Annotated in this window: 25 protein-coding genes and 1 pseudogene; 9 read left to right on the forward strand and 17 right to left on the reverse strand. The window is 60.3% G+C overall.

The genetic code is table 11. The features are described from left to right. Positions 1-251: 251 nt before the first annotated feature. From BMI89_RS16820 to BMI89_RS16840, 5 genes are all read right to left on the reverse strand, one after another. On the reverse strand, positions 252-2,420 hold the full coding sequence (locus BMI89_RS16820) for a ParB/RepB/Spo0J family partition protein (protein ID WP_078572039.1): 2,169 nt from the start codon (positions 2,418-2,420) through the stop codon (positions 252-254). A gap of 180 nt (positions 2,421-2,600) precedes the next feature. Continuing rightward, positions 2,601-3,812 carry a plasmid replication protein RepC gene (gene repC, locus BMI89_RS16825; protein WP_071167364.1) on the reverse strand — a complete coding sequence of 404 codons (1,212 nt, stop codon included), beginning with the start codon at positions 3,810-3,812 and terminating at the stop codon, positions 2,601-2,603. A 213-nt stretch (positions 3,813-4,025) separates the two neighbouring features. Further along, positions 4,026-4,955: a plasmid partitioning protein RepB gene (gene repB, locus BMI89_RS16830; RefSeq protein ID WP_078572041.1), complete on the reverse strand. Its 930-nt coding sequence runs from the start codon at positions 4,953-4,955 to the stop codon at positions 4,026-4,028. Next, complete coding sequence (gene repA / locus BMI89_RS16835; RefSeq protein WP_009827042.1) at positions 4,939-6,132, reverse strand: plasmid partitioning protein RepA; 1,194 nt, start codon at positions 6,130-6,132, stop codon at positions 4,939-4,941. The genes repB and repA overlap by 17 nt, the downstream gene beginning before the upstream one ends. Positions 6,133-6,266: 134 nt before the next feature. Then, positions 6,267-7,148 (reverse strand): recombinase family protein, encoded by an 882-nt coding sequence (locus BMI89_RS16840; RefSeq protein ID WP_071974352.1) that lies wholly within the window; start codon positions 7,146-7,148, stop codon positions 6,267-6,269. Between the two features lie 226 nt (positions 7,149-7,374). On the opposite strand from BMI89_RS16840, the gene BMI89_RS16845 reads away from it, so the two are divergent. Beyond that, positions 7,375-8,445 (forward strand): hypothetical protein, encoded by a 1,071-nt coding sequence (locus BMI89_RS16845; RefSeq protein WP_038068700.1) that lies wholly within the window; start codon positions 7,375-7,377, stop codon positions 8,443-8,445. Positions 8,446-8,620: 175 nt separating this feature from the next. On the opposite strand, the pseudogene BMI89_RS21120 reads toward BMI89_RS16845, so the two are convergent. Further along, a pseudogene (locus BMI89_RS21120) lies at positions 8,621-8,728 on the reverse strand (IS5/IS1182 family transposase); the annotation flags it as partial. Positions 8,729-8,976: 248 nt separating this feature from the next. Between BMI89_RS21120 and BMI89_RS16850 the strand changes: the two are divergent. After that, positions 8,977-9,642 (forward strand): L,D-transpeptidase, encoded by a 666-nt coding sequence (locus BMI89_RS16850; protein WP_026155629.1) that lies wholly within the window; start codon positions 8,977-8,979, stop codon positions 9,640-9,642. Positions 9,643-9,667: 25 nt separating this feature from the next. Here the strand turns inward: BMI89_RS16850 and BMI89_RS16855 are convergent, their stop codons facing one another. Beyond that, positions 9,668-9,952 (reverse strand): hypothetical protein, encoded by a 285-nt coding sequence (locus BMI89_RS16855; protein WP_038068706.1) that lies wholly within the window; start codon positions 9,950-9,952, stop codon positions 9,668-9,670. Positions 9,953-10,134: 182 nt separating this feature from the next. On the opposite strand from BMI89_RS16855, the gene BMI89_RS16860 reads away from it, so the two are divergent. Both BMI89_RS16860 and BMI89_RS16865 read left to right on the forward strand, forming a co-directional pair. Continuing rightward, positions 10,135-12,489: a cation-translocating P-type ATPase gene (locus BMI89_RS16860; RefSeq protein WP_018001712.1), complete on the forward strand. Its 2,355-nt coding sequence runs from the start codon at positions 10,135-10,137 to the stop codon at positions 12,487-12,489. 63 nt (positions 12,490-12,552) lie between these two features. Further along, entirely contained in the window at positions 12,553-13,065 is a 513-nt protein-coding gene (locus tag BMI89_RS16865; protein ID WP_018001713.1) for a L,D-transpeptidase family protein, read from the forward strand. A 9-nt stretch (positions 13,066-13,074) separates the two neighbouring features. Here BMI89_RS16865 and lnt read toward each other — a convergent pair whose 3' ends face one another. From lnt to BMI89_RS16915, 10 genes are read right to left on the reverse strand one after another with little or no spacing between them, the layout of a single operon-like run. Beyond that, complete coding sequence (lnt, locus tag BMI89_RS16870; RefSeq protein WP_018001714.1) at positions 13,075-14,652, reverse strand: apolipoprotein N-acyltransferase; 1,578 nt, start codon at positions 14,650-14,652, stop codon at positions 13,075-13,077. Then, positions 14,619-15,077 (reverse strand): signal peptidase II, encoded by a 459-nt coding sequence (lspA, locus tag BMI89_RS16875; RefSeq protein ID WP_018001715.1) that lies wholly within the window; start codon positions 15,075-15,077, stop codon positions 14,619-14,621. The genes lnt and lspA overlap by 34 nt, the downstream gene beginning before the upstream one ends. Positions 15,078-15,105: 28 nt before the next feature. Continuing rightward, positions 15,106-15,888 (reverse strand): ZIP family metal transporter, encoded by a 783-nt coding sequence (locus tag BMI89_RS16880; RefSeq protein WP_026155630.1) that lies wholly within the window; start codon positions 15,886-15,888, stop codon positions 15,106-15,108. A gap of 12 nt (positions 15,889-15,900) precedes the next feature. Further along, positions 15,901-16,356 (reverse strand): DUF411 domain-containing protein, encoded by a 456-nt coding sequence (locus tag BMI89_RS16885; protein ID WP_018001717.1) that lies wholly within the window; start codon positions 16,354-16,356, stop codon positions 15,901-15,903. Between the two features lie 3 nt (positions 16,357-16,359). Beyond that, positions 16,360-17,733, reverse strand: coding sequence for a M23 family metallopeptidase (locus tag BMI89_RS16890; protein WP_026155631.1), 1,374 nt, complete (start codon positions 17,731-17,733; stop codon positions 16,360-16,362). Beyond that, positions 17,730-18,356, reverse strand: coding sequence for an SCO family protein (locus BMI89_RS16895; RefSeq protein ID WP_026155632.1), 627 nt, complete (start codon positions 18,354-18,356; stop codon positions 17,730-17,732). Before BMI89_RS16895 ends, BMI89_RS16890 begins: the two co-directional genes overlap by 4 nt. Then, positions 18,356-18,823, reverse strand: coding sequence for a copper chaperone PCu(A)C (locus tag BMI89_RS16900; protein WP_018001720.1), 468 nt, complete (start codon positions 18,821-18,823; stop codon positions 18,356-18,358). The genes BMI89_RS16895 and BMI89_RS16900 overlap by 1 nt, the downstream gene beginning before the upstream one ends. A gap of 23 nt (positions 18,824-18,846) precedes the next feature. Then, positions 18,847-19,506: a thioredoxin domain-containing protein gene (locus tag BMI89_RS16905; protein WP_018001721.1), complete on the reverse strand. Its 660-nt coding sequence runs from the start codon at positions 19,504-19,506 to the stop codon at positions 18,847-18,849. Then, positions 19,503-19,925: a disulfide bond formation protein B gene (locus tag BMI89_RS16910; protein ID WP_018001722.1), complete on the reverse strand. Its 423-nt coding sequence runs from the start codon at positions 19,923-19,925 to the stop codon at positions 19,503-19,505. The genes BMI89_RS16905 and BMI89_RS16910 overlap by 4 nt, the downstream gene beginning before the upstream one ends. Positions 19,926-19,930: 5 nt before the next feature. After that, positions 19,931-20,497: an SCO family protein gene (locus tag BMI89_RS16915; protein ID WP_026155633.1), complete on the reverse strand. Its 567-nt coding sequence runs from the start codon at positions 20,495-20,497 to the stop codon at positions 19,931-19,933. Positions 20,498-20,704: 207 nt separating this feature from the next. Here BMI89_RS16915 and BMI89_RS16920 point away from each other — a divergent pair, with 207 nt between their 5' ends. From BMI89_RS16920 to BMI89_RS16940, 5 genes are all read left to right on the forward strand, one after another. Continuing rightward, entirely contained in the window at positions 20,705-21,133 is a 429-nt protein-coding gene (locus BMI89_RS16920; protein WP_013959865.1) for a helix-turn-helix domain-containing protein, read from the forward strand. A gap of 103 nt (positions 21,134-21,236) precedes the next feature. Continuing rightward, a complete protein-coding gene (locus tag BMI89_RS16925; protein WP_009573601.1) occupies positions 21,237-21,815 on the forward strand; it encodes a cation transporter in 579 nt (192 codons plus the stop codon). 95 nt (positions 21,816-21,910) lie between these two features. Continuing rightward, on the forward strand, positions 21,911-22,666 hold the full coding sequence (locus tag BMI89_RS16930; RefSeq protein ID WP_026155634.1) for a transglutaminase family protein: 756 nt from the start codon (positions 21,911-21,913) through the stop codon (positions 22,664-22,666). Further along, positions 22,656-23,621: a cation diffusion facilitator family transporter gene (locus BMI89_RS16935; RefSeq protein ID WP_010138164.1), complete on the forward strand. Its 966-nt coding sequence runs from the start codon at positions 22,656-22,658 to the stop codon at positions 23,619-23,621. Before BMI89_RS16930 ends, BMI89_RS16935 begins: the two co-directional genes overlap by 11 nt. A 55-nt stretch (positions 23,622-23,676) precedes the next feature. Then, positions 23,677-23,955, forward strand: coding sequence for an STAS/SEC14 domain-containing protein (locus tag BMI89_RS16940; RefSeq protein WP_234988885.1), 279 nt, complete (start codon positions 23,677-23,679; stop codon positions 23,953-23,955). Positions 23,956-24,340: the final 385 nt, after the last annotated feature.

Genomic DNA, 24,340 nt, shown 5'->3' on the forward strand with positions numbered 1-24,340 from the left:
GGCGGCTCCTTCTTGACGAGACGTCCAACGCCGTTGGAGCGTTCCCAGGCCGCGAGCTTCTTCGTGAACCGCGCAGGCGGTTTCGGACTGTTGTCGGTGTAGCGAATGAGCGCGCCCAGGGGCGCGGTGTCGAGAATGGTGGTTGCAGACATGATTCCTCATCCTGAATGCGTCATTTTGCATTCATCTCGTTGATATTGTTGACTTTTATGTGATTGCGGGCGGGGAAACCCGCCCTCGGATGGCGCGGATCACTCCGCAGCCATCATCGATGCATCATCACCCGGCAGGTCAGCGGTGAGGAAGGCAGGAAGGTCGACATCCTCGCTCTGGTCGGCGTCGGAAACGGGTTCAGACGCCCCCTGCCCTTCCGCGTCGTCGAGTGCTGCCAGATCGTGACGGCGAAGAACCTCCGGCAACCAGCCGCTGCCTTTCAGCAGACGCTCGGCTTCGGTCGCCATCTCGCCCTTCTTGAGGTGATCGAGGAGTTGCGCCGTCCCCTCCCCTTTCGCCTCGCGCACGGCCTCGAGGATCCGGGCCTTGGGTACGCGGTTCAGGTAGGTATCGGCCGTCGGCTGCCAACCCGCCTCGACCATGTCGAGATCGACCGCCTGTGCGACCAAGTCGGACTGGGTCATCCGCCTGGTCAAACCGCCGGCGGAGATACCGGCACCATAAGGGTTCACCTTCTCGTGGAGCGCGTTGATCCCGAAGCTGAGGCAATGCGCGAGCAGGGACAGCCGGCTCGGCTGATCAAGGGAGGTCAGGTAGTCCCAGAGCGCGGCATCGTTGCCGAGCGGCAAGTCGGCCTCCCACTCCGCGTGTCGGTCGTCCACCAGCTTGGCTACGACGCTTTCCTTCAGATCGCTCGCCTGCGCGGACATGTAGACGTGACGCACCGAGGCATCGAGGCAGCTGCCGGCCGAACTGGACGTCCGGAATGTGTCATTGACGAGCTTCAGGAGCAGCAGCGTCAACGCGACGTCAGGGGAGCGCCCGACCGCTTCGCGCAGTGCCAATGTCCGGTGCGCCGTCAACTCCATGACCAGCCGCTCAGGCAAGGGCTTCAACGCACCATCGTCCTCGTCGTCGGGCACGTTGGCGGCAAGCGCCTGACCGGCAGAGGTGATCACCGTGCCATGGCCGACACCATCCGCGCTGCTCGCAGCCGAAAGCTCAGTGCCCTGCCCGTCTGCTGCCGGTTCACCGCTGTGGACATCGGCGTCTTCCCGTGGCTCATCCTCGGGCCGCACAAAGCCCCGATAGACGGCAAGCTCGCCAAAGCGGTCAAGCGTCACGAAAGCCCCTGCCCGTGCGATCTCCACATCGTCGAAGATCAGCGGCCGGGCCTCGAGCTTCTCCATCGCGACTTCCAACGCGCCAAGGCGCGCGTCGATCTCTTCGGGGAATTCATCCTGGCCCTCGTATTGCTCTTCGAGCGCCCGGTACTCGGCAAGCAGCTTGGCATGGGCCGCGCCTTCGTCATCCGTCATCGGCGCCGGGTCTCCGCTTAGCCGCCGCAAACCGTGGCTGTAGCCATAGGGCAGGTCGAGCGAGACCTCGATCCACTTCCAGCCCTCGGTCGCGATCGCTTCGGCTTCAGCCTGAAGCTTCTCGCTGACGAGACGATCCAGCAGGGCAGGGTCTTCCAGCCAGCCGCCGTCATCGCCTTGGAAGAGGTCATGCAACAAGGTGCCACCAGCCGTCTCGTACGCCTCGACGCCGACAAAGACGGCCCGACGGTCAGAGGCGCGCACAGAGGTTTCCGTCAGCATCCGCCGGATCTGATACGGCTCCTTGTTCCACGACGACTTGATCGCCTCCCAGACCTGAACCTGACGCTCGTGATCCGGATTGACCGTGAAGGCCATCAGCTGCTCCAGCGTCATTTCATCCTCGGCGTAAAGCTCGAGCAGGGCAGGGGCCACGGAGGCGAGTTTCAGGCGCTGTTTGACCACCTGCGGCGTGACGAAGAAAGCGGCCGCGATCTCTTCATCGCCCTGTCCCTTCTCCCGCAGCGCCACGAAGGCGCGGAACTGATCGAGCGGATGCAAGGCAGCGCGCTGCATGTTCTCAGCGAGCGAGTCGTCTTCGGCGAGGATCGTGGACTTGGCATCCCGAACAATGCAGGGAATGGGCGTCGTCTTGGCCAAGCGTTTCTGCTTCACCAGGAGTGACAGCGCCTGGAAGCGCCGACCGCCAGCGGGGATTTCGAACTTACCGGTCTCGGACCCATCCTCGGCCACAACGGGCCGGACGCTCAGGCTCTGCAGCAACCCGCGCCGCGCGATGTCTTCGGCCAGTTCCTCGACCGAGATGCCGGCTTTGATGCGCCGAACGTTGGACTGGCTCAGCACGAGCTTGTCGAAGGGAATGTCCCGGGACGGGCACAGGGTGACTTTCTGGGCAGATTTCGCCATCAGATCTTCTCCACGACGGGCGCCGGAAGCCACTCTCCCGATCTCACTTCCCGTCACCCCTCAAACCAACAAACCTTTCCCTCTCCTGTTCTGACGCTCCCGAGACGGGACCTTAACAGCTGTTAAGTCGTCAGTCCCGAGGTGGCGGAACGGTACGCAGTCTCTCAACCTTAACAGCTGTTAAGCTGCAGATCGTCGTCCAATCAATGCCATGACCATCGGCCCACAGGAAAACTCACCGGCCACAGCTTTGGCAGTCAGAGCTCGCAAGTATCCACCAGGCGATCTGATGTCCTCAAAGCGTTCCAGCATGGCAGAAACGACAATCGACGCTTGCTCCGGACCCATGAACCGCTGCGCTTCTTCCCATGCAGATGCACTGATCCCCATGGCTGGTCGCACATGGCATGCCGCATCGAAAAGCTGGTGCCAATGCCGGATTTCGCCTTGGTAGAAGGTCTTGAGCGAGGGACATGCCGCGATCACCAGGTGCAGCGGGATCTTTGGTAGGTGTCTTGTGTCCTGTTCATCGACGTCAGCCACGGGCTCATCCCTGTCCACATCTGGCACGCCTGCCGCCGCCCCGCTTTTTTCTAAAGCAGGTTCAAGATCTATAGATTCTTTATTTGAATTATGATGGTGACGCTCAGATCGAGCATCATTGGTGTTCATTTCTTCTGTTTCAGAGCCATCAATGATGTTGCGTGCCTGATCGAGGAGAGCTTCAAGATCGGCTCGATAGGCCGCGAGGTCCTCAATTGAAAGCTTGCGGCGAAGCGCGCGCGCTGTGAGGATAGCCTTGTCACGAAGCTGGTCCCAGATGCCTAGGCCTGGCTGCATCTCGTCTCCGAACTCCGCGAGGGCCGCGAGATCACGCCGCATGAGGCTTACAACCTCTCTCAGACGCCTGACGCGCTCCTCAGCCTCACGTACGGCCTCTGCGGCCCGTGCTATCTCCTCGGACTGGCAGTAGAGCGGGGAAAGATCGAAGCCAAAGGCGACGCGCTCTTCGCCGTGCTTGCGGACATAGCGCTTTCCATTGGGGCTATCACGCCGCTGGAGCAAACCAGCCTCGACAAGACGCGCGAGGTGACGACGCATAGTGGAGCAGGGCATACCATTCAGGCGCTCACAGATCGCCTTGTTCGAGGGGAAGACTACCATCTCGGCGTTCCCGCCAAGTGCATCGTCTGGAAAGAAGCTGAGGAGCCCCTGCAAAACAGTTAGATCACGTTCTGACACGCCAAAGGCCGCTTGCGCCTTGGAGAGCTCGCGCAGGAGTTCCCACTTGTTGACGGGTCTGCCCGGAACAGATGCCTCGGGTCGCTCGATCACGCGCAGATGGGCGTGCGAGATCGGCCGCATAAACGGCGAAATCGGTGTGTACTCCATGAAAACGTTCACGAAGGCAAAATTTCTGCGGCCCGCGAATCGCTTTGCGCTTGCGGGGTAGGGGCCAGAACGCTACATTCAGAGGTGCGAAAACTGAGATTTTGTAGCGGGCTGATCCCGGTGCGAAACCTTACAAAGGTCTCGTGAAGCTAGCTTCTCGGGGCCTTTTTCTTTTTGCCTGTATCGTGCCTCCTTCTTGTTGGTTGCTCTTCCTCAGTCTCCTGAACGCTTCCAGCGCTCATGAAGCTCGGTAATCAGCTTTGGGGCATTGCCCTCCAACCAGCTGATAAAATCAGGTTCATCCGTAGTCAGATCGAGTTTAAGCTGCTTGCCTTGGCGGCCGGTCTTAACCGTCGCAGCTCCGACACCGGGGATCGCCAAAGCAGGCACGCCCTTTCTAGACGGGTTTGCTTTCTTCTCTGGGCTCTTCGCAGCTGCCAGAACTGCGAGAAACGCACGCTCAGAAACCTTATCGACCGAGCCGGAACTTTCGGACTTCGCTGCATGAGCTATGGCTAGCAGTTGGTCCCGATCACCGTCGTAGGCACCCAAAGCCTTTTTGAGCTCTTCCCATCTCGGGCGACCAATCCCAGGAGCTGCACCAATTGCCTGGATGAGATCCTCGCCGACCGTCCGAACGACACTCAAGAGTTGTGAAACCCCAGCTTCGTGGAGGTTAAGGACTTCAGCGACACCTCGATTGGTGCGCTCCGCCCCTTCCAAATGGTCGCCGTCCAGAAGCGCCGTCGCAACAAGCGCCCGTTCAATAAAGCTCAGATCACGACGCTCTTGGTTCTCGAGAAGCTGATCTCGAAGCGCTTGATCACCATCAACTTCCGTGACGATGGCTCGAACTTTGATACCGAGTTCGCGACATGCTTCCAGGCGTCTGCGGCCATAGATCAGGTTGTAGCGATCGCCTTCCAGTGGGCGGACCAAGACAGGCACACGCTGACCGTTCTTGGAGATTGAATTCTTCAGGCCCTCAACTTCAATCTGAAGCCTGTCATCCAATCGTCCTTCGGTAATAATCTGCGCCGGATCGATCTCAAATACACCGCCACGCAGTCGGCGCCCTTCAAGAGCGTCAGGAGCGTTGCGAAGGGTCTGCAGCGGCAGGCCAAGTTTAGGCTTTCTTGCCATTCCGCCCCCATGTGTTCTGGATGATTTCAGCGATCTCATCGTTCACTGCGTTCATGGATTCGATCGCACGATCAAACGTCTGACGCGTGAAGTCCTTCTTGTCAGCTTCGTAGAGCGTTTGCTTGGTCAAGCCGGCATCAGAAATTGCGGTCGATTCAACCATGTGATTGGTCAGGACCGACCTCCCGAACAGTCCGCGAATGAAAGCGATGACTTCGGTTTGTGGCGCGTCGCCGACTTTGTATCGCGTTGGCAAAAAGCGCAGCCAATCGAAGCGCAGATTTGCGCCTGCATCCCTGATCACTCCCAGGAGATCCGCGGTCATTCGCAGGAATTGGGACATCGACATGAGGTCAAGCATCTGCGGGTGAACCGTCACGAGGACACCCGAGGACGCGGAAAGTGCTGACATCGTCAAGAAACCAAGCTGCGGCGGGCAGTCGATCACAACAACGTCGTAGTTCGCTTCAACACTATCGAGTGCGTCATGAACTCTCGCGAAGAACGCTTTCGCTCCGCCTCGCTGGATAGCAGCAGGCGTCTCGTGCTCGAACTCCATGAGTTCAAGGTTGCCCGGGATAAGATCAAGGCCGCGGATGTAGGTCTTGCGGATCACTTCGGCGATCGGAACCGGATCGTCATAGCGAACGGCATCATAGAGGGTTCCGCCCTCCATAAGGTCGAGTTCTGGCTGGATTCCGTGAAGAGCCGAAAGAGATGCTTGGGGGTCGAGATCGATCGCAAGAACCCTGTACCCCTTGAGCGCCAAGCGCTGAGCGAGGTGAGCAGACGTCGTCGTTTTGCCGGACCCGCCCTTGAAGTTCACCACTGAAATAACTTGAAGCTCGTCACCGTCGCGACGCCCAGGCACGTAAGTTCCAGACTTTTTTGCGTTTCCTTCAAGCGTCTGCCGGATTTCCCAGATATCGTCGAGAGTATAGCGACGATGACTTCCAGCCGTCGTCTCGACGTCAACGATCTTTCCTTCTCGATGAAGCTTCCGAAGATAGGTATGGTCGACGCCAAGGAGCTCGGCAGCTTCGCCGCTGGTCAAAGTGCGCATCACCTTCTTTGCATCCGGAGGGAAGTGTGCGGCGCGCTGAGCATGCAGGTTCGACGCGAGAAGTTCCGCGTAGTGCCCGATGGCGATGTCTAGATCCTGCTCTGCTTCGCTCATGTCTGCCCCGATCCGTGGGCGCGTTTTTTATGTGACCGCGCGTTATTTTTCGAGACTATTGCCCGACCAACCAGATTCGTGCAAGCACTTTCTAGATTTAGTGGCAATCGGTTAGGCCAACACAAGTGTGATCCTCAGAGGAGCCCCAGCTTTTCAGCACGCTCCAGCAGCATTCTGACCGAGGAAGGCTGCCAGCTGGTGCGACCGCGAGGGGTGCGCTCACGCATGGATTCCAGTCGGTCGCAGATTGCCTGCAAGGTGATCTCGGGGTCAGCACCTTTGATTGCGGCGACAATCGCAGGCAGGCGATCGTCGGTTTCGCGACGTCCAGCGCGTCCAAGCACTTCAGCGGGCAGGAATCCGTCCGCCACGTATGCCTTCACGGCGCGGAGCAGGCGGCTTTGCGTCCAGCGCCGATCATGGGGCAGGGGGCCATTGATGATCCGGAGGACGTCTTCCCAAGCCATATCGGGGCGCAAACGGCGCACATGGGGCACCCAATCCTGCGCAGTTTCGTTCAAGCGCTCCATGTAGCCGTCCTGTCGCGCCAGCCGCACCTTGCGCAGCGCTTCAGGGTCCTTGGCGCGAAGACCTGGGTTGCCGCCTACGCGGCCCTTTGAGCGTGCCGAGGCAAGTCCGGCTTTGGTACGCTCGCGGATCAGAGCGCGTTCGAACTCAGCCGCAGCGCCCAGAACCTGCAACGTGAACTTGCCCTGGGGCGAGGCAGTGTCGATCGGGTCCTGGAGCGAGCGGAAGAACGCCCCCTTGCCTTCCAGTCTTTCGATCACCTCAAGTAGGTGCGACAAAGACCGCGCAAGCCGGTCGATCCGCACGACGACCAGCGTGTCGCCCTTGCCAATCCGCTCCAGCACACGTGCAAGCACGGGCCGCGCGCGATTGCCGCCCGAGGCGTGCTCTTCAAAGATCTCGGCGCATCCCGCAGACTGCAGTGCCTCAGACTGGGGCAGGGGGGTCTGATCCTCGGTGGAGACGCGCGCATAGCCAATCAGCGGCATGAAACTGGGCCGTTTGCAATTTTATGTACCACCAATAAACGACCGTTTGTAAACGAATGCAAGTAGGTGCTCTCTCGTCGCGTTCATCCTAAGACCCTTGGTTCCCTAGCGCTGAGCGCGATCTGAGAGGTTCCGCCGGCAGTCGCGCGAGCGTGCTATATAAAGGGCGTAGGCAACCGCCACAAAATCACTTGGGTAATGTGCAAAAAATAAGTATTTTGCACATATGAATACGAGAGCCTCTATTTTGACTGATGGTTACGACGACCCCCTCATCACTACCGAGGAGGATGCAGAGGCTCACGAAAAGGATCTCTGGTTTCTGCCGGGACCATTCGAAGAAGAACCAGATGATTTGCCTCCCGGGCCGCGTGCAGAACCGCCGGACACTGCCGTCATCGAAGACTGGGCAAAGGCAGAAGGCGTTCACGCTGCGCGGCTAGCAAAGGTGGCTGGACGCCTGGGAGCTCTGGATGACCGGCTGCTGCGCGGCCCGGAAGGCTGGCGGCATCGCCTCGCTCTTGTCGAGGCAGCGGCCCTCAGCTGGGTCGCAGGAGATCGGGTGAGTACTGATCGTCTGGCGCTCTGGGTATCCATGCGGCTGTCAGGTGCACAGGATGACCCAAATGCCTTGGCACGCGTTGGATGGGCTGTTCGGCGCTTGACAGGCGGTCCCGGACCGATGGCTGACCTGGCCGCTTTTCTGGATCGCCGCGACCCCGAGAACATTGAAGACAGCGCTGAGCGTTTCGAGGATCGCGCGGGTGGGTGGCTGGACGTCATGGCAGCCGCAAAGGGTCTCCACCCGATCACGCGGGCGTGCATGGGGTATCACCTGTGGAGCTTGGCGGGCCTCGGACGCCACGGCGACCAGATCGAAGCTGCCGTCACCGCGTCTAGGATCGCGACCAGCGATGGAAGCGGTGCCATCTTCGCGCCGCTCGCTATGGCCGGGGCCGGGGGGCTGCGCGTTTCGGGCTTGCCACCCGAGCGTTTGGCCCGCTGGTTGGATGGGATGAACAGCGCAATTCTAACGGCGATGCGAACACTTGATGATATTGAAGTGTGGATCGGGCGGGCAGAAAACGTCATGGCGCAATTATCTGGCCGCACGCCGGTTGCCTTGCGAAAGGTTTTCACGGAATGGCCCTTGGTCTCCGCCCCGATGGCTGAGGCCATGACCGGAGCCAGCCGCGCCGCCGTTCAGCGCAATCTCGCATGGATGGAGGCAAGCGGTTTGATCCGCGAGGTGACGGGGAACGGGAGGTATCGCATGTGGAAAGCTGACCTAATATAGGTCATTTGTCGAGGCTGACACCGGCTTGACCTGGCACGCTTTAGTGCCGCCCCAGATGATCGTTTAAGCCACTTTCCGTTCGAATGCGACAAGGCTTTTCCAGCCCAAAGCGTTCGTTAGCCATTCGTCTCACGTTTTTGTGACAATTGATCGCTTGAAGCTCCAGTGGGTGAAGGTTGTAACGGGGCGAAATAACGGAATGAGAGCCGGAGCCAGAGATGGCATCGTAGCATTTGCGAGTGGCGCAAGTTCCCTGTGCCGTGACGTTCCCGATCTCATGGTCGCGATATCGAAGCCGCTGTGCCTAAATTTCCAGACAATCTGCGACTTAACGAATTGTCGCTGCGCAACTTCGGACCAGGTATTGTGCGAGCAGTTTTCTCCTCCCTAGCAAACTGGAAACTGCAAGGATCGCATGTCTACTTACGAAAATTTGCCCTTGAACCTCTAGCCACTAGAAGTCCTATCTGTTCAAGGAGAACACATACCGTTCTTGCCATCAATCGCCGGTGAGAACCGAAAGGGTACGAAATGCTGACAAGACGACACTTCATTCAGACAACAACGGCGCTTTTTTCGGTGACCGGTCCCGGTATGGCTTTTGCCGACACTTGGCCCACCGAGGCTCAGAAGGCTGAATGGGACGCACAGGTGACGCCTCAGGGTTATGTTGCCGAGACTTCCAACCCATGGGGATTGCACCCGCGGTTCCTACCGCAACGTGTGGTCGCGAAGGCCGGTCTCGTGCCGGGAGATATCCATGTCGACGCGGTCGCACGATATCTTTACCACATTGAAGAGGGTGGAACCGCGATGCGCTACGGCGTGGCCATCGCGCGGGGGAACCTCTACGAGCCGGGTGTCTATACCATCAAGCGCAAGGTCAGGTGGCCGCACTGGCAACCGACACAGAGCATGATCAATCGCGACCCCGAACTTTATGCTGACATTGCCGATGGCATGGAACCGGGACCGGAAAACGCGCTTGGATCGAGGGCGCTGTATCTCTACGTCGGGGATCGCGATACCCTTTTGCGCATCCATGGCACTCCGAGCCCACGGAGTATCGGTGGCCGCGCAAGTTCGGGCTGCGTACGGATGGTCATGGCTCATATCAATGATCTTTACCCGAACGTCGAGACCGGCTCTACCGCCTATCTTTACTCGGCGGAGGACAGCGTGACTGCCCGCAGCTAAGCCAAGCAGCGGACGGCAAACGCAATTAAGTTTCGCGAGGGGTGCAGATACGATTGCCGTTCGCCGTGCGCAGCGGCAGCAAGGTTGTTTCTACGGGGCCGCTGTGTTTGTACCAGTAGCACCCGTCCTCGGGCACCAAGCGCGCGGTTGCAACATCCTGATCCGGGGCAGCCATTGCAATCACGGCTTCGGGAACTTTGCCCCGCCGGTCTGCCGAGTCGCCCGGTCCAGTCGGCTGGATTGCGCACCCGGCCGTAAGAGACAGCGCCACTGCAACAATTATTTTTTGCTTCAGCATCAAAACCCGCATCAAGCTTCCTTTCGTGTCTGTTTTTCTTTGCATCGGCTTTTCATGCCTCAAGGCGTGATGGAGCCGGTCGCCGCATCCTCTAGCAATAAAACAAACTGAAATACCACCGTATTTTGCTCTTGAAGCTCTAGCTACTGTAGGGGCTATGTCATGGTAAAGCACCCGAATCCAGAGGTCCATTCATGCCGCCCGACACCCATCGTCACGACCACGATCACGCCGAAGATGCCCAGACAAGCGGCGGCAGCTGCTGCGGGAGCGCCGGAACGTGCGGCGACATCGTTCCGGCGACCCCCGCGCCAGCGGGCGGGCGCAGTTTTCAGGTGTCCGGCCTCGATTGCGCCGAGGAGGTAGCAATCCTGAACAAGGTGGTCGGCCCGAAGATCGGCGGGGCCGAGCATCTCGCGTTCGACGTGATCAATGGGCGGATGACTATTCTCGACAGCGCCAAGAGTTTATCGGACGGCGAAATTGCAGAACTGGTCGCAAGCACCGGCATGACCGCCAAGCCTTGGGATGCCGAGAACGCGTCGGTCGACCAGGCGGCCCATCTTGCAAGACAGCGGCTGTTTACGGCGCTCAGTGGAGGCTTCTGGGCCGCGGGATTTCTGTGGCACATCATCGAGACCGGCATGGGCGGGGCGCTCGGCCTCTTCGCGGGTCACGGCGAAGCGCCGATGCCACTGGTCGAGGCAGGGCTGTTCGCGGTTGCGATCCTGTTCGGTGTCTGGCTCGTGGCACCCAAGGCATGGTCGTCCGCTCGGCGGCTGTCGCCCGACATGAACCTGCTCATGGTGGTCGCCGTGGCCGGTGCCATCGGGCTTGGCGAATTTTTCGAGGCGGCGACAGTCGCGTTCTTCTTTTCGCTCTCGCTCTACCTCGAAAGCTGGAGCGTCGGGCGTGCGAGGAATGCGGTTTCAGCTCTGCTCGACCTCGCGCCGCCGACGGCAAGAGTTCTTCATGATGACGGCTCGGAAGCGGACGTTCCGGCTTCTGCGGTTGCTATCAACGCACGTTTCATCGTGCGCGGCGGAGACCGCATCCCATTGGATGGTGAGGTTGTCGATGGGGCAGGGGCCGTCGATCAGGCGCCGATCACCGGAGAGAGTGCGCTGGTCCCAAAGGAACGGGGCGACGAAGTCTATGCCGGTACGATCAACGGCGAAGGCACACTGACGGTGCGCGCCACGAAGGCCGCCTCGGACACCGTGTTGGCCAAGATTATCCGCATGGTCGGCGACGCCCATGCCCGCCGCGCGCCGGTGGAGCAGTGGGTGGCGAAATTCGCCCGCATCTATACGCCTATCGTCATGGCTCTCGCCATTGCAATTGCCCTGCTGCCGCCGCTCATTTTCGGGGGGGCCTGGGATTATTGGTTCTACAATGCACTCGTGCTGCTGGTGATCGCTTGCCCATGCGCTCTGGTCATCTCGACACCGGTCTCCATCGTCGCTGCACTCACCGCCTCAGCGCGGGCCGGGGTGCTGATCAAGGGCGGTGCATATGTTGAGGCACCGGGCAAGACCACTGCACTGGCCATGGACAAGACCGGCACGATCACCATGGGCGAGCCCGAGGTGGCGGCGGTGCATCCGCTGGGCAAAGCATCGGCGCAAGATCTGATGACCCTCGCCGCTGGGCTGGAGGCACGTTCCTCGCATCCCTTGGCGCGCGCCATTCTTGCGCGGGCAGAAGCCGACGGCATCAAGGTATCCGCCGCGGAAGATACCCGAACCGTTCCGGGCAGGGGACTTGAAGGACGCACAGACGGCCGGTCGATCTGGCTGGGGTCGGACCGGTTTGCCGAGGAGAAGGGTTTCGGCGACGCCATTCCGAAGGATTTGCGCGACCGCATCGAAGGGGCTGGCAGCACCCTTGTTGCCGTGGGCGACGACACCGGTGTCACCGGCATCTTGGAATTGCGCGACCGTATCCGCCCGGATGCCAAAGGCATCGTGGCGCAGCTTCACGCGCAGGGTGTGAAGACCATCGTCATGCTGACCGGTGATAACGAGCGGACAGCGCGCGCTGTTGCAGCCGAGGTCGGCATCGACGAGGTCCGTGCCGAGCTTCTGCCCGAAGACAAGGTGACTGCCATCGAAGAACTGGTCGAAACGCATGACATGGTGGCCATGATCGGCGACGGGGTCAACGACGCCCCGGCCATGGCGCGCGCGCATTACGCCATCGCAATGGGTGCCGTTGGTTCGGACGCGGCAATCGAGACGGCGGATATAGCCCTGATGACCGACGATCTCGGCAAGGTGCCTTGGCTGATCGGTCATTCGCGCCGGACAATGTCGATCATTCATCAGAACATCGGTATTTCCTTGGCGACCAAGGGCGTTTTCGTTGTCGCTACCGCGTTCGGACTGGCATCGATGTGGGGCGCGATTGCAGCCGACGTAGGAGTGTCATTGCTGGTGGTGGCCAATGCCCTGCGCCTGCTGAACAGCCAAGAGGCCAAGGCGCCGCCGTCCGGCGGTGAGCAGGTTGGCCCACAGATGGCAAAGGCCGCGCTTGCCCACGGACATTGATCACGCAGCATTTGCAAGGTAACGTAATGTCCATAACAGACCTCACGAAAGAGGCATCGAGCAGTGAAAACCATCCGATTTCCCCGCCGCGCCGTCCTGTTGGGCGGGCTGGTAGCGTTTCTGTCCGGGTGTGCCAGCAAGTTCCGCAGCTATGACGGACCCGAAGTCACCCGTGTTCGGCTTTACAAGGGACAGCGCTTGCTTGTTCTCGACGGAGCCGATCGCGTCTTGCAAACCTATCCGGTCGGGCTGGGTTTCGCTCCTGAGGGTCACAAACAATTCGAGGGGGATGGCCGGACTCCGGAAGGAGTTTACACAATCGACAGGCGAAACCCCAACAGCACCTACCATCTTTCGATTGGCATCTCTTATCCGAACGAGGCCGACATCGCCTTTGCCGAAGCGCAGGGCCTTTCCCCCGGCGGCGACATCTTCATCCATGGTGGCCCACGCCCCGGCATCGACCCGACAAATGTCCGCGACTGGACAGCTGGCTGCATCGCGGTCACGGATCGGGAGATCGAGGACATCTATGCAATGGTGAAGGACGGGACACCTATCCACATCTTTGCATGACGGTCTTTCTCATGCGGCGGTAGTGAGCCGTCGCATTGGCGCCATTGCCCAGCTCCACGAAGCCAAGATGAGCGCCAACAGCATCCAGTCCCCGAAGCTCGCGTAGAGTGTCGGCGGTCGCGCGGAGGGCAGGCTAGCGTCGATGATGCCCGTTTCGCCGGTATCGAGCCGCGCAACGATCTCTCCGCTCGCGTCGATGACCGCAGAGATGCCCGTATTCGCGGCTCGGATGACTGGAAGGCCTTCCTCTACGGCGCGCATACGTGCGGAAGCCAGATGCTGCTCGGGTCCGATGCTGGTGCCAAACCAGGCATCGTTTGTCGCGTTGAAAATCCAGTCCGGCCGGAACAGGTCGTCGACCACATGCCCTGGGAAGATGATCTCATAGCAGATCGCCACGGCGACCAGCGGCACACCCGGAAGCGCAAGCGTTCTCGGGCCCGGTCCGGGCGTAAAATCGCCCAGACCCGCCGTGAGCCGCTCGATGGGCAACCAGCCGCGGAATGGCACATATTCGCCGAAGGGCACGAGATGGTGTTTCGCGTATCCGGTCAGGATCTCGCCGGTCTCGTCAAATGCCTGGACCGTGTTGAAATATCGGGTGCCATCCTCGCTCGGTACACGGTCCGGCACACCGGTAAGCAGCACTCTGCCGTCTGGTAGCGCTGCGGCAATGCGGGCCCGTGCCTCCGTATCCTCATCGAGGAAACCCGGAAAGGCGGTTTCCGGCCAGAGAAGCACGTCGAAATCGCCGGGCCGGGTTGAAAGCTCAAGATAGCGCGCGAAGGTCGCCTCGCGGTTCTCGGGAGCCCATTTCTCCTCTTGTGGAATGTTGCCCTGGACGATGCGCAGGTCGACACCGGGTGGCTGTTGTGCATCCGACTGGAGGCGCAGCGTGCCGACAGCCCACATCGTCGCGATTCCGGCCAGCGCCATGAGCGAGATGGTCAATCGTTGCCGCCCGGACGCCATAGCAGCCGCGCCAGGGAGTACCGCGACGAACACGGTGAGAAAGCTTAGCCCATAGCTTCCGACCCAGGCGGCGGTCTGGCGAAGGGCGGCGTAGTCTACAAGTGCGTAACCGGCCAGGTTCCAGGGAAACCCTGTCAGAACGTGACCACGCAACCACTCGGCCACGGTCCAGGAGGTCGCGAACAGGAGGCAGGCCAAGAGACTGCCCATGGCTCCGCGCCGCGCGATTTCGGCAAAAAGCGCAGCGGCAATGGCTGGGAAAATCGCGAGACCTGCGGACAATCCCGCGACCGCCGGAATCGCCATCGTCCCAAACCGCTCGGCCTCGACGTAGAAACTTTCCGCGATCCACCAAATCCCGAAACCGAACTGGCCGAGACCAAACGCCCAGCCGACGAGGAAAGCGCGCCCGAAGGAGAGATCGCGAAGCCCGACAAACAACGCGGAATAGGCAACGGGAACGAGCAGGAGAATCGAAAGAGGCGGGAAAGTCAGAACGGTCATCGCCCCGGCGGCGAAACCAAGCGTCATCCGCGAAAGCAAACGGTGGCGCAGAGCGATGCGGTTCAGAATTTCCGGCTTCACGACTTGATCGAACGCCGCGCGCTGATCCATGGCGCGGCGAGCAAGAGCCCCACGCCACTGACGACAAATACATCGGCCAAGTTGAAGGCAGGCCAATGTGTTGTGCCAATGTAGAAATCGAGAAAGTCTGTTACAGCCCGATACCGCACACGATCGATGACATTGCCCAGGGCTCCGCCAATGATCGCACCGTAGGCAAGCGTTTCCACCGCATTGTCGGCGCGAAACAGCATAACCCCCAGCCAAACACAGATGGCAAGAGCGAAAGCGATGAGGCTCCACCACGGCGCGCCGCCCAACATCCCGAAAGTCACGCCGTCATTACGATAAAAGACGAGGTTGAATCCCGGAAACACGGGAATTCCGGCGCTTAAAGTGACGGCATTCGCAACGACAATGGCTTTGGTGATCTGATCGATCGCGAACGCAGCAAGTGCTGCGAAGACGCCGATCATCGGAGATACCTTGTTTAGTGACATTGCCTCATCCCAACCAGACATCAAGGAACAGCATCAGAACGAGCCCGACTGCGAGACCGAGCGTCGCCCTGTTCTGATGGCCGCTGCGATGGGTTTCGGGGATGATTTCGTGGCTAATGACGTAGAGCATTGCGCCCGCGGCAAAGGCCAGACCCCATGGAAGCAGCGGTTCCGACAGTGTGATGATGCCGGCCCCGAGCAAACCGCCAATCGGCTCGATCATGCCCGTCAGCGCCGCGATGCCCCAGGCGCGCAGCTTCGGATATCCCTCGCCCAGCAGAGATACAGCGACGGCCAATCCTTCGGGCGCATTCTGAAGCCCGATGCCGATGGCGAGCGGCAGACCGCCCTCCATACCTCCGGATCCGAAGCCGACCCCAACCGCAAGGCCTTCGGGGAAGTTGTGGATCGTGATTGCGATGATGAACAGCCAGACCCGCCGCAAAGACGCCGCTTCGGGCCCTTCGCGTCCCGTCTTGAAGTGCTCGTGCGGCAGCTTTTCGTTCATCAGGGCGACAGCCCCCATGCCCAGAAGAATCGAAACGCATACGATGGCCGCAGGCATCGCGCCGTTTTCGAACATCGGCTCCGCCGCATCCAATGCCGGGATGATCAGCGAAAAGAAAGAAGCGGCGAGCATCACACCGGCAGCGAAGCCGAGCGACAGATCGCGTGTGGCCCGAGACGGGATGCGCCCGAACAGCACGGGAACTGCTCCGACTGCTGTGAGCGATCCGGCGGCAAGACTTCCGAGAAAGCCGAGCATTATCGGAGACAGATTTTCCATGGGCGGGCCAGATTATCCTTCGGCGTAGCTCGAAAAGACTTCCGTCGACCCGTCCTTGCGGATGAGGAAGACATCATAGGCCTCGCGGTCGTCTTCTGGCCCCATGCCGGGCGAGCCATAGGGCATCCCCGGAACAGCGAGGCCGACGGCGTCCGGGCGCTCCTCGAGAAGGCGGCGGATGTCAGCGGCCGGTACATGGCCCTCGATCACGTAGCCGTCAATGAGCGCGGTGTGGCAGGAGACCATGCGCTGCGGCACGCCGTTGTCTAGCTTGAAGCGCACGAGAAGCCCGCCGAACATGTCCTGGCCGGTCGGCACAAACCCGTTCTCTTCGAGATGTTTCATCCACGAGAGGCAGCAGCCGCATCCGTTGGTCTTGCGGACGTCGATCGCCGTTGCCTCTGCGAGGGCCTGGGCCGCTGGGAACAGGGCGAGCGTGATGGCAAGAACTTGTGTCATGCGTTTCATGGGTCAGAGCCTTTCGGTTGTCGTTTTGGCAATCTCGCTGCCGAGGTTTTCATTCAGAAGCGCCCGCGCCTCGGCCAGACGCGAGAGCGCGGCGGTATCATCCGCATCGCTCTCGGCCGCTTCGGCGAGCCGGTCGTCAGAGAGGGGGTCAGTCGGGCGCCCATCCACGAGCACCTCATAGTGCAGGTTCGGACCTGTCGCCGTGCCAGTCGCGCCGACGCGGCCGATCACGTCTCCCGCCGCAACGCGTTGGCCTTGTGCCAAGTCTTCCGGCACGGCGCTCAGATGCGCGTAGCGCGTCATGGTGTCGGAGCCGTGCAAGATTTCGACCACGCGACCATATCCGCCGCGCCAGCCGATGAAATTGACCCGCCCCGGTGCCGTCGCTTGAACCGGTGTCCCACGTGCCGCTGCAAAATCGACGCCGGTGTGCATCCGGACGTTGCCAAAGACCGGATGCGTGCGGCGTCCGAACACCGAGCTGAGGCGCGCACCCTCTACCGGCTGTGCGAAGACGCGCAGCACCTCGCCATCGACGTAGATCGTCGCCTGACCGCTGCCGTCGTCCGGCCATACGATCTCGTAAAGCGAACCGCCGATCTCCAGTGCGGCGAAGGCGAGTTCGGGCTGTCCGATCCTGTCCTCTCCGACCCGCGCCTCACGCCAGAGAAGCCTTAGTGTTTCGCCACCGGCCATCTCGCGGCGGAAATCCACGGTCCCACCCAGCATCTGCGCAAGGTCCACGGAAAAACGGGCGGGTATGCCGGCTTCGTCGAGTGCCGCGAAGATCGAGCTGTCGATCATGGCTTCGCCGGCAAGGGTTACGATTTCCGGATCCGGAGCCACGACCTGCGTGGACATCTGCTCGCCGAAAACCACCTCGATCCGAACCCCGTCCTCGACGGCGAGTGAGACGGTGCGGGGGCTGCCGTCCACGGTCGAAGCGACAGTGACCGAGTGCCCCGGCCGCAGCCGTCGCAGATCGTATTCCGCACCAAGCGCGAGGGCAACTTCGGCTCTGTCAGGTGCCGCAAGACCGGCCTCTGACAGCAAGAAATCGAGCGTTTCGCCCGGAGCAATGTCGCGCGACCACGTCGACAGGGGTGGCTCGATCGCTTGCACCGGCCTGTCGGCAAACGCGGCCTGCAGAAGGGGCAGCGGGCTGAGGTCGGGTGCATCGTCTGCCCATGCCGCCGCGGGCAGCGTCACGGGGATGTCAACGTTCTGGGGGGCTTCAGGACCTTGGGGCATCCAGCTACCTGCCTGGGCAAGTTCCGGCGGCACGGGTTCTTTCGACATGGAATCAGAGATGGCGATAGCCGCTCCCGAAACCGTCCCCGCAATTGCGACACAAGCCGCCAAAGTTCTGAGCCTCATGTCGCCCCCTCCATTTCTTCTTCCAGCGCGCGGCGGATCTTCGGCACCGCGAATTCTTTGGGCTCGTGATAGTCGATCATGGTGACGAATCGCCCAGAGGCTGCGAACAGGAAGACGCTCGCGGTGTGGTTCATCGTGTAATCGCCGCTCTCCGCCGGTACTCGCTCGTAGGTGGCGCGGAAGCCGTCCGCGACGCGCGCTATCTGCTCTTCCGGTCCCGTCCAGCCGCGGATCGCCGGATGGAAGTAGCCGACATATTCGGCCATCGTTTCGACAGTGTCGCGCTCGGGATCGACCGTGATGAAAACCACGTTCATCTCGTCGGCCTCGTCTCCCAGATCGTCGAGCCATCCCGAAATGTCAGAAAGCGTGGTCGGGCAGACATCGGGACAGTAGGTGAAGCCGAAGAACGCCATCGTCGGGCGACCGATCAGGGTTTCCGGCCCGACCGCGTTGCCCTCATGATCCGTCAGACGGAAATCCATCTCGGTCAGGGCCACAGGCCGCTGCCCGACAGGTTCGGGTCCACCGGGTCCATCGACCTGCCACCAACCGACGAAGAGCATCAGGGCGACCGCCCCGACACCAGCCGCGCCGTACCCCAGGACCGCCCGTCGCCGCATCAGTCCTCTGGCCCCCGCGCGGCGATTCCGAGGATCGGCACCTTGACCGTCACTTCGCCTCCGTCGTCGAAAAGCAGGGTCAGCGGAAAGGTGTCCCCTTCCGTCATCGGTTCTTGTAGCCGCATCAGCATTGCGTGCAGGCCCCCCGGTTCGAGCGCGACGCTCTCGCCCGGGGCGATCGCGATCTCCCCCGCCGGGCTCATGGAGCTCACACCTTCGGCATTGGTCTTCGTCTCGTGGATTTCGGGCATCATCGCGAGCGGTGTTGTAAGGCCGATCAGCGTCACCGGCTCGTCGCCAGTGTTGCGGATCGTCATGTAAGCGGCCCCGGGACGGTTCATCCCGATGGAGGCGCGGGACCACGCGTTCTCGACGACAACATCCTCGGGTCCGGCCAGCGCGGGCACCGAGAGCCCTCCAAGGGTCAAAAGCGCGGCCAGTGTGCCAGTCAAAATATACTTTTTCATCGTTCTGATCCTGCCCTTTCCATTCAGCTTTGCGCGGCAGCGACTTCGGCGGCCACCAGACGACGCAACTCTGCCTCCCCGAATGGATCGAGCGGCTTGCCGTTCACAAAGAATGTGGGCGTCTGGCGAATTCCCACGGCCTCGACGTCAGCACGATCCTGGTTAAGGATCGCCACGACACCGGGTGCCAGCATTTGCGTGCGCGCGGCTTCGGCATCGAGTCCGGCCGTGGCGGCGATCTGAAGGATCAGGCCAGGCGCCGGGGCACCGTGCGACGCCCATCTCGGCTGTTCCCGCAGAACGGCCTCGAGCACCGGCACGTAAACGTCCTGCATGCGCGCCGCTTCGAGCACGCGGATGGCTTCCTCGGATGCCGCGCCGTGGAAGGGCGTGTAGCGGATCACGACGCGGACAGCTTCCCCATGCTCGGCCATGATGTCCTTCACGATGGGATGAAAGGCGCGACAGGCCTCGCAGGCCGGATCGAAGAATTCGACGATCGTGACGGGCGCATCCGCAGGCCCGAGGATGGGCGAGTAGGGGCGGATCATCGCCTCCGCAAGTTCCGGAGCAACGGGCTCCGCTTCGGCCACTGGGCCGGGGCGGATTGCAAACCAGGTGGCTCCGCCGAAACCGGCGGCGCCGAGGGCAAGAACGGACAGGATCAGGCCGCGTCGATTCATGTTCGTGTGTCCTTCAATGAAAGGGCCGACAGCGCCCCGATCAGCGCGAAGGCGGCGAGCGCCATCAGCGGGATAGGGATGCCGAAGACCAGTTGGTTGTCATCGGTGCAAGAGGGGCCGGTGGCCGTGCAGGGCTGGACGCGTTCGGGAACAAGACCGACGTACAGCCCCATGTGCCAGAGGGCGATTGCGCCGCCGCCAAGCGCCAATGCGATGCCGTAGCGCCCCACGCGGCCGTCCCGCCACCAAAGGCCGAGCCCGAGGACAATGGCCAAGGGGAACATGAAGGCGCGCTGGAACCAGCACAGCACACAGGGCGTCTGCCCCAGCACCTCGCCGACAAAAAGCACGGCAAGCGAGGCGACGAGCGCGATGATCCACGCCAGCCCGAGGGCTGTTTCTCCGGACATACGGTTCATGTCGGTCAGAACCTCTCTTCCAGATCGGCGAGTATCTCTTCGGCGGAGGTGCCGTAGGGCCACGAGTCGGCGAAGCCCGCGTCGGGATCGAAGAGGAACAAATGCGACGTGTGGCCCATCGTGTAACCATCCGGCGCCGCAGCCTCTTCGACGCGTTCAAAGAAGATCGGAAACGTCTCGGATGTGGCGGCGATCTGTTCCGGCGTGCCGGTCAGACCGATGATGCCCGCATCGAACAGCGGGACGTATTCGGCGAGTGCGGCGGGCGTGTCCCGTTCGGGGTCGATGGTGATGAAAATCGGCTGGACCTTGGCGGCATCGTCGCCCAGACCGTCCATCACCGCCGCGACCTCAGATAGGGTCGTCGGGCAGACGTCGGGGCAGTTGGTAAAGCCGAAAAAAACCAGCATCCAGCGCCCCGCAAAGTCCTCCTCGGTTTGAACCATACCCTGGTGGTCCGTCAGTTCGAACTCAGCGAAAAAAGGCGGCTCGGCGTCAGTTCGGGCGCTATCGGCACGATAATCGGACCATAGCAAGAGCCATACGAAGGCAAGCGCTGCCACGCCTGCCAAAACCCAAAGAAACTTCTGTGCCGATGTAAGGGACAATCCTGTTCGCCTGTTTTTGATTCTTATTGCAAGTGCGGATACATCCTCTAGCCGCTAGAGGTTCAAGCACGAAATCATGGTATAGCTTGAACTCACGCGTCTGTGAAACCGACACTTGTTTATTCCGACGGCAAAACCTACACAAACTGTATCTTTTTCATGGAGGCGAAAATGCTCACGATCGGTACTCTGTCAAAGAAGACTGGCACGAAGGTGCAGACCATCCGGTACTACGAACAGATTGGGCTCATGCCCGAACCTGGCAGGACCGAAGGCGGGCAGAGGCGCTACGACAATGCACAGCTCGACCGGCTGTCCTTCATCCGCCATTCGCGACAACTCGGTTTCTCGCTCGATGCGATCCGCGAGCTGCTCGACCTCAGCGACCATCCCAACCGGCCCTGTGATGAGGCTGATGCCATCGCGCGTCGCCAGCTCAAACAGGTGGAGCAGCGCATGGCCCGCCTGAAGGCGCTGCGCACGGAACTGAAACGCATGGTTCACGAATGCAGCGGCGGGCGGACGGGAGATTGCAAGGTGCTTGAGGTGTTGCGGGACCATTCGGAATGCTTGACCGAACACGAGGAAATCGGGGCCTGAAGGAATTCAGCCAACATTCCGGCTGGAACGCAGATCTGCCGCAGAAGTTAATGTGTCGTACAACACAAGCTGGAACCACAAAATGGCCGCTAGACAAGATTCAATGGAGAGACGGACGCTTTGGATCGTTCTGGCGCTCAATATCGGTTTGGCCGTGGCTTTTTTCGCAACAGGCGCCTTCGGCGACTCAAGTGCCCTGATCGCCAACGGGCTCGATAACCTCTCCGACAGCTTCGTCTACGCGATCAGCCTTTTCGCTTTGTCCCGATCCGCCAAATGGAAACGCGGGGCGGCGAACGTTTCCGGCGGGCTGCTGATCCTGTTCGCTGCAGGCATCCTCTACGATGCGTGGCGCCGCTACATCGGTGGGTCAGATCCGCTCGGGACGATCATGATTGCAATGGCCCTGATCGCGGCGGCTATCAACGCAGTCTGCGTTTGGCTGCTCGCTAAGCTCAAAAATCCAAACGTCAATATCCGCGCGGCCAACACCTTCAGTTACAACGATTTCGCCGCGAACCTCGGGATCGTCGTGGCCGGTGGCCTCGTCGCTTGGCTAGGAACCAACTGGCCGGACCTTGTCGTCGGTGTGATCGTCGCCGGGATCGCGGCCTGGGGCGGTATCGACATCCTGCGCGACGCACACGGCGAACACCACAAAGCGGTTCACACGGACAAATAGTTGCGGGAGATTCTTTCTGAAAGAAAGGATTGAAGCTATAGTGACTATAGCAATTAGTCTTGTTCCAAGACGATTCGAGGAGCGACCCGTTGCAGATGATCGACCCCCTACTTGTACCCACCAAACTACTGGATTTTGATGCCGCGCCTCTTGCGCGTCTAATTGAGAACCGCAGCTGGCGCGGCTTATCCGAATACGATCGGATCGGAGCTGCCTATGATTTCGTTCGGAATGAAATCGCGTTCGGATACAATCGAGCTGACGACATCCCCGCATCCGAAGTGCTTTCCGACGGCTATGGGCAGTGCAATACCAAAAGCACGCTCTTGATGGCGCTGCTGCGTGGTGTCGGCATTCGTTGCCGGTTGCATGGGTTTACGATCCACAAAGGCTTGCAGCGCGGTGTTGTCCCTGAGCTGGTGTATCCGCTTGCTCCGCAGGAAATTCTCCACTCATGGGTCGAGATCGAATTTCAAGGTGCCTGGATCAACCTTGAAGGCTTCATCCTGGATGACGCTTTCCTCGATGTCCTGCAAACGTCATTCTCGGACACAGAAAGTCTCTGCGGTTATGGCGCGGGCACGGATTGCCTTGGCGCGCCTCCCGTCGCCTGGAACGGAGAAGATACCTACATTCAGAAAACCGGCATCGTGCAGGATTTCGGCGTGTTTGATACGCCGGACGCCTTCTATTTTTCCCATGAGCAATCCTTTGGATGGCTGCGTGGTGCCCTTTACCGTCATATCATACGCCACTGGATGAATGCGCGCGTTCGTGGTTTCCGCAGCGACCGCCTCAAGACTGACCGACGCGCGACACACGCGCATGAGGAGCCTGCCAATGCCACATGACCACGGGCACGCGCATATCGATCCGGATTCTGGCGATCGGCGGGTTGCCATCGCGATCTGGGCGAACGGGCTTCTTACCGTTGCGCAAATCGTCGGGGGCATATTGTCGGGCAGCCTGGCACTGATCGCCGATGCGCTGCACAACTTTTCCGATATGGCCTCGCTTGTCATTGCCTTTGCCGCACGCAAGATCGCGCGCCGCCCGGCCGATGAGCGCATGACCTTCGGCTATGGCCGGGTCGAAATCGTCGCGGCCCTGATCAACTACACCACCCTCATCGTGATCGGCTTCTATCTGATCTACGAAGGTGGCATGCGCATGATTGATCCACCCGAAGTCATGGGGTGGACCGTCGTCATTCTCGGTGGAATCGCGCTTGTGGTCGACACGCTGACCGCAATGCTGACCTATTCGATGCAGAAGGGGAGCGTGAACATCCGTGCGCTTTTTCTCCACAACCTTTCGGATGCGCTTGCTTCGGTCGCGGTTATCGTCGCTGGGTCGCTGATCATCCTTTACGACATGCGTTGGGTCGATCCTGCCATCACCATCGGCATCGCGACCTACATCCTGTATCTGTCTTTCACTGAAATAGGCGGCCCAATCCGAACCCTGATGCTCGGGAGCCCGCCGGACATCGACAACGAGGCCGTCGTCGAAGCGATGCGGAAAGTCGAAGGCGTCGCCGACGTCCACCACGTCCATCTCTGGCAAATGCAAGAGCACGAGGCTGCGCTCGACTGTCATGTCGTCGTGGCAGCCGAGGGATGGTCGAAGATCGAAGAGATCAAGAGCGCGATCAAGGAGCGGCTGAAGGAAGAATTCGGCATCAGCCATTCCAGCCTCGAATTCGAGCACGAGGATCGCGCTCATCAGAACGCCGATCTCTACGGTCACGGCAACGCAAGTGAAAAGGAGAAGACCAATGTTCAAGGAAACGCTGACCGAGCGTGATGATGTCATCGGGCTCGTCTGCGAAGGCAAGTTGACGGAGACAGAATTCAAGTAAATGCACGCGCTGCTTCATGAGCGTCTTGGAACAACCGATAATCCGGGTCTGGTTCTCGACCTTACAAGTTTCGAGGGCTACGAAGAGCCTTCGGCGATGCTAGAAGATCTGAAGGTCGACACCGCCCACGCGAACGATTTCGGTCGCATAGCGGTTGTCGGAGAACGCAGATGGATGGAATGGGGCGCACGGGTGGTCAACCTATTGACGGGCTCCGAGATGCAGTGGTTCGAATCCAGCGATACCGAGTCCGCAATTGCGTGGGCGCGTGACGGGTAGCCAGCGATTCTGCAAGAAAAGGACTCTGGCCTGGAAATTGACATCACATCAGATGCTTCACGATTAATGGAGGAACGGAACGATCTAAATGTAGTCAGCAACATTTGTCTGCTCGGATGAAACAATCCGATGCAGTTTGATGTCGACTTTAGGCTGCATAATAAGTCCCTACGCGCTGAATTCTTCGAAATTTAACATAAACTTCATTATGCGTCTTTATACTTGGTGTTGCGATAGTATAATATCGTATGTATGCTGGACTCCTGTCGCGTAGCCCTTAATTGTGAGATGGGAAATCCAACGAAATCAACGGCTGAGCTTTGCCCTTAAATATGAGATTTTGCCTTTAATTCTGATATTTTTGCCCTTAAACCTGAGACAGGGT

This window comes from Thioclava sp. F36-7 (assembly GCF_002020075.1).
GTDB classification, from domain to species: Bacteria; Pseudomonadota; Alphaproteobacteria; order Rhodobacterales; family Rhodobacteraceae; genus Thioclava; species Thioclava sediminum.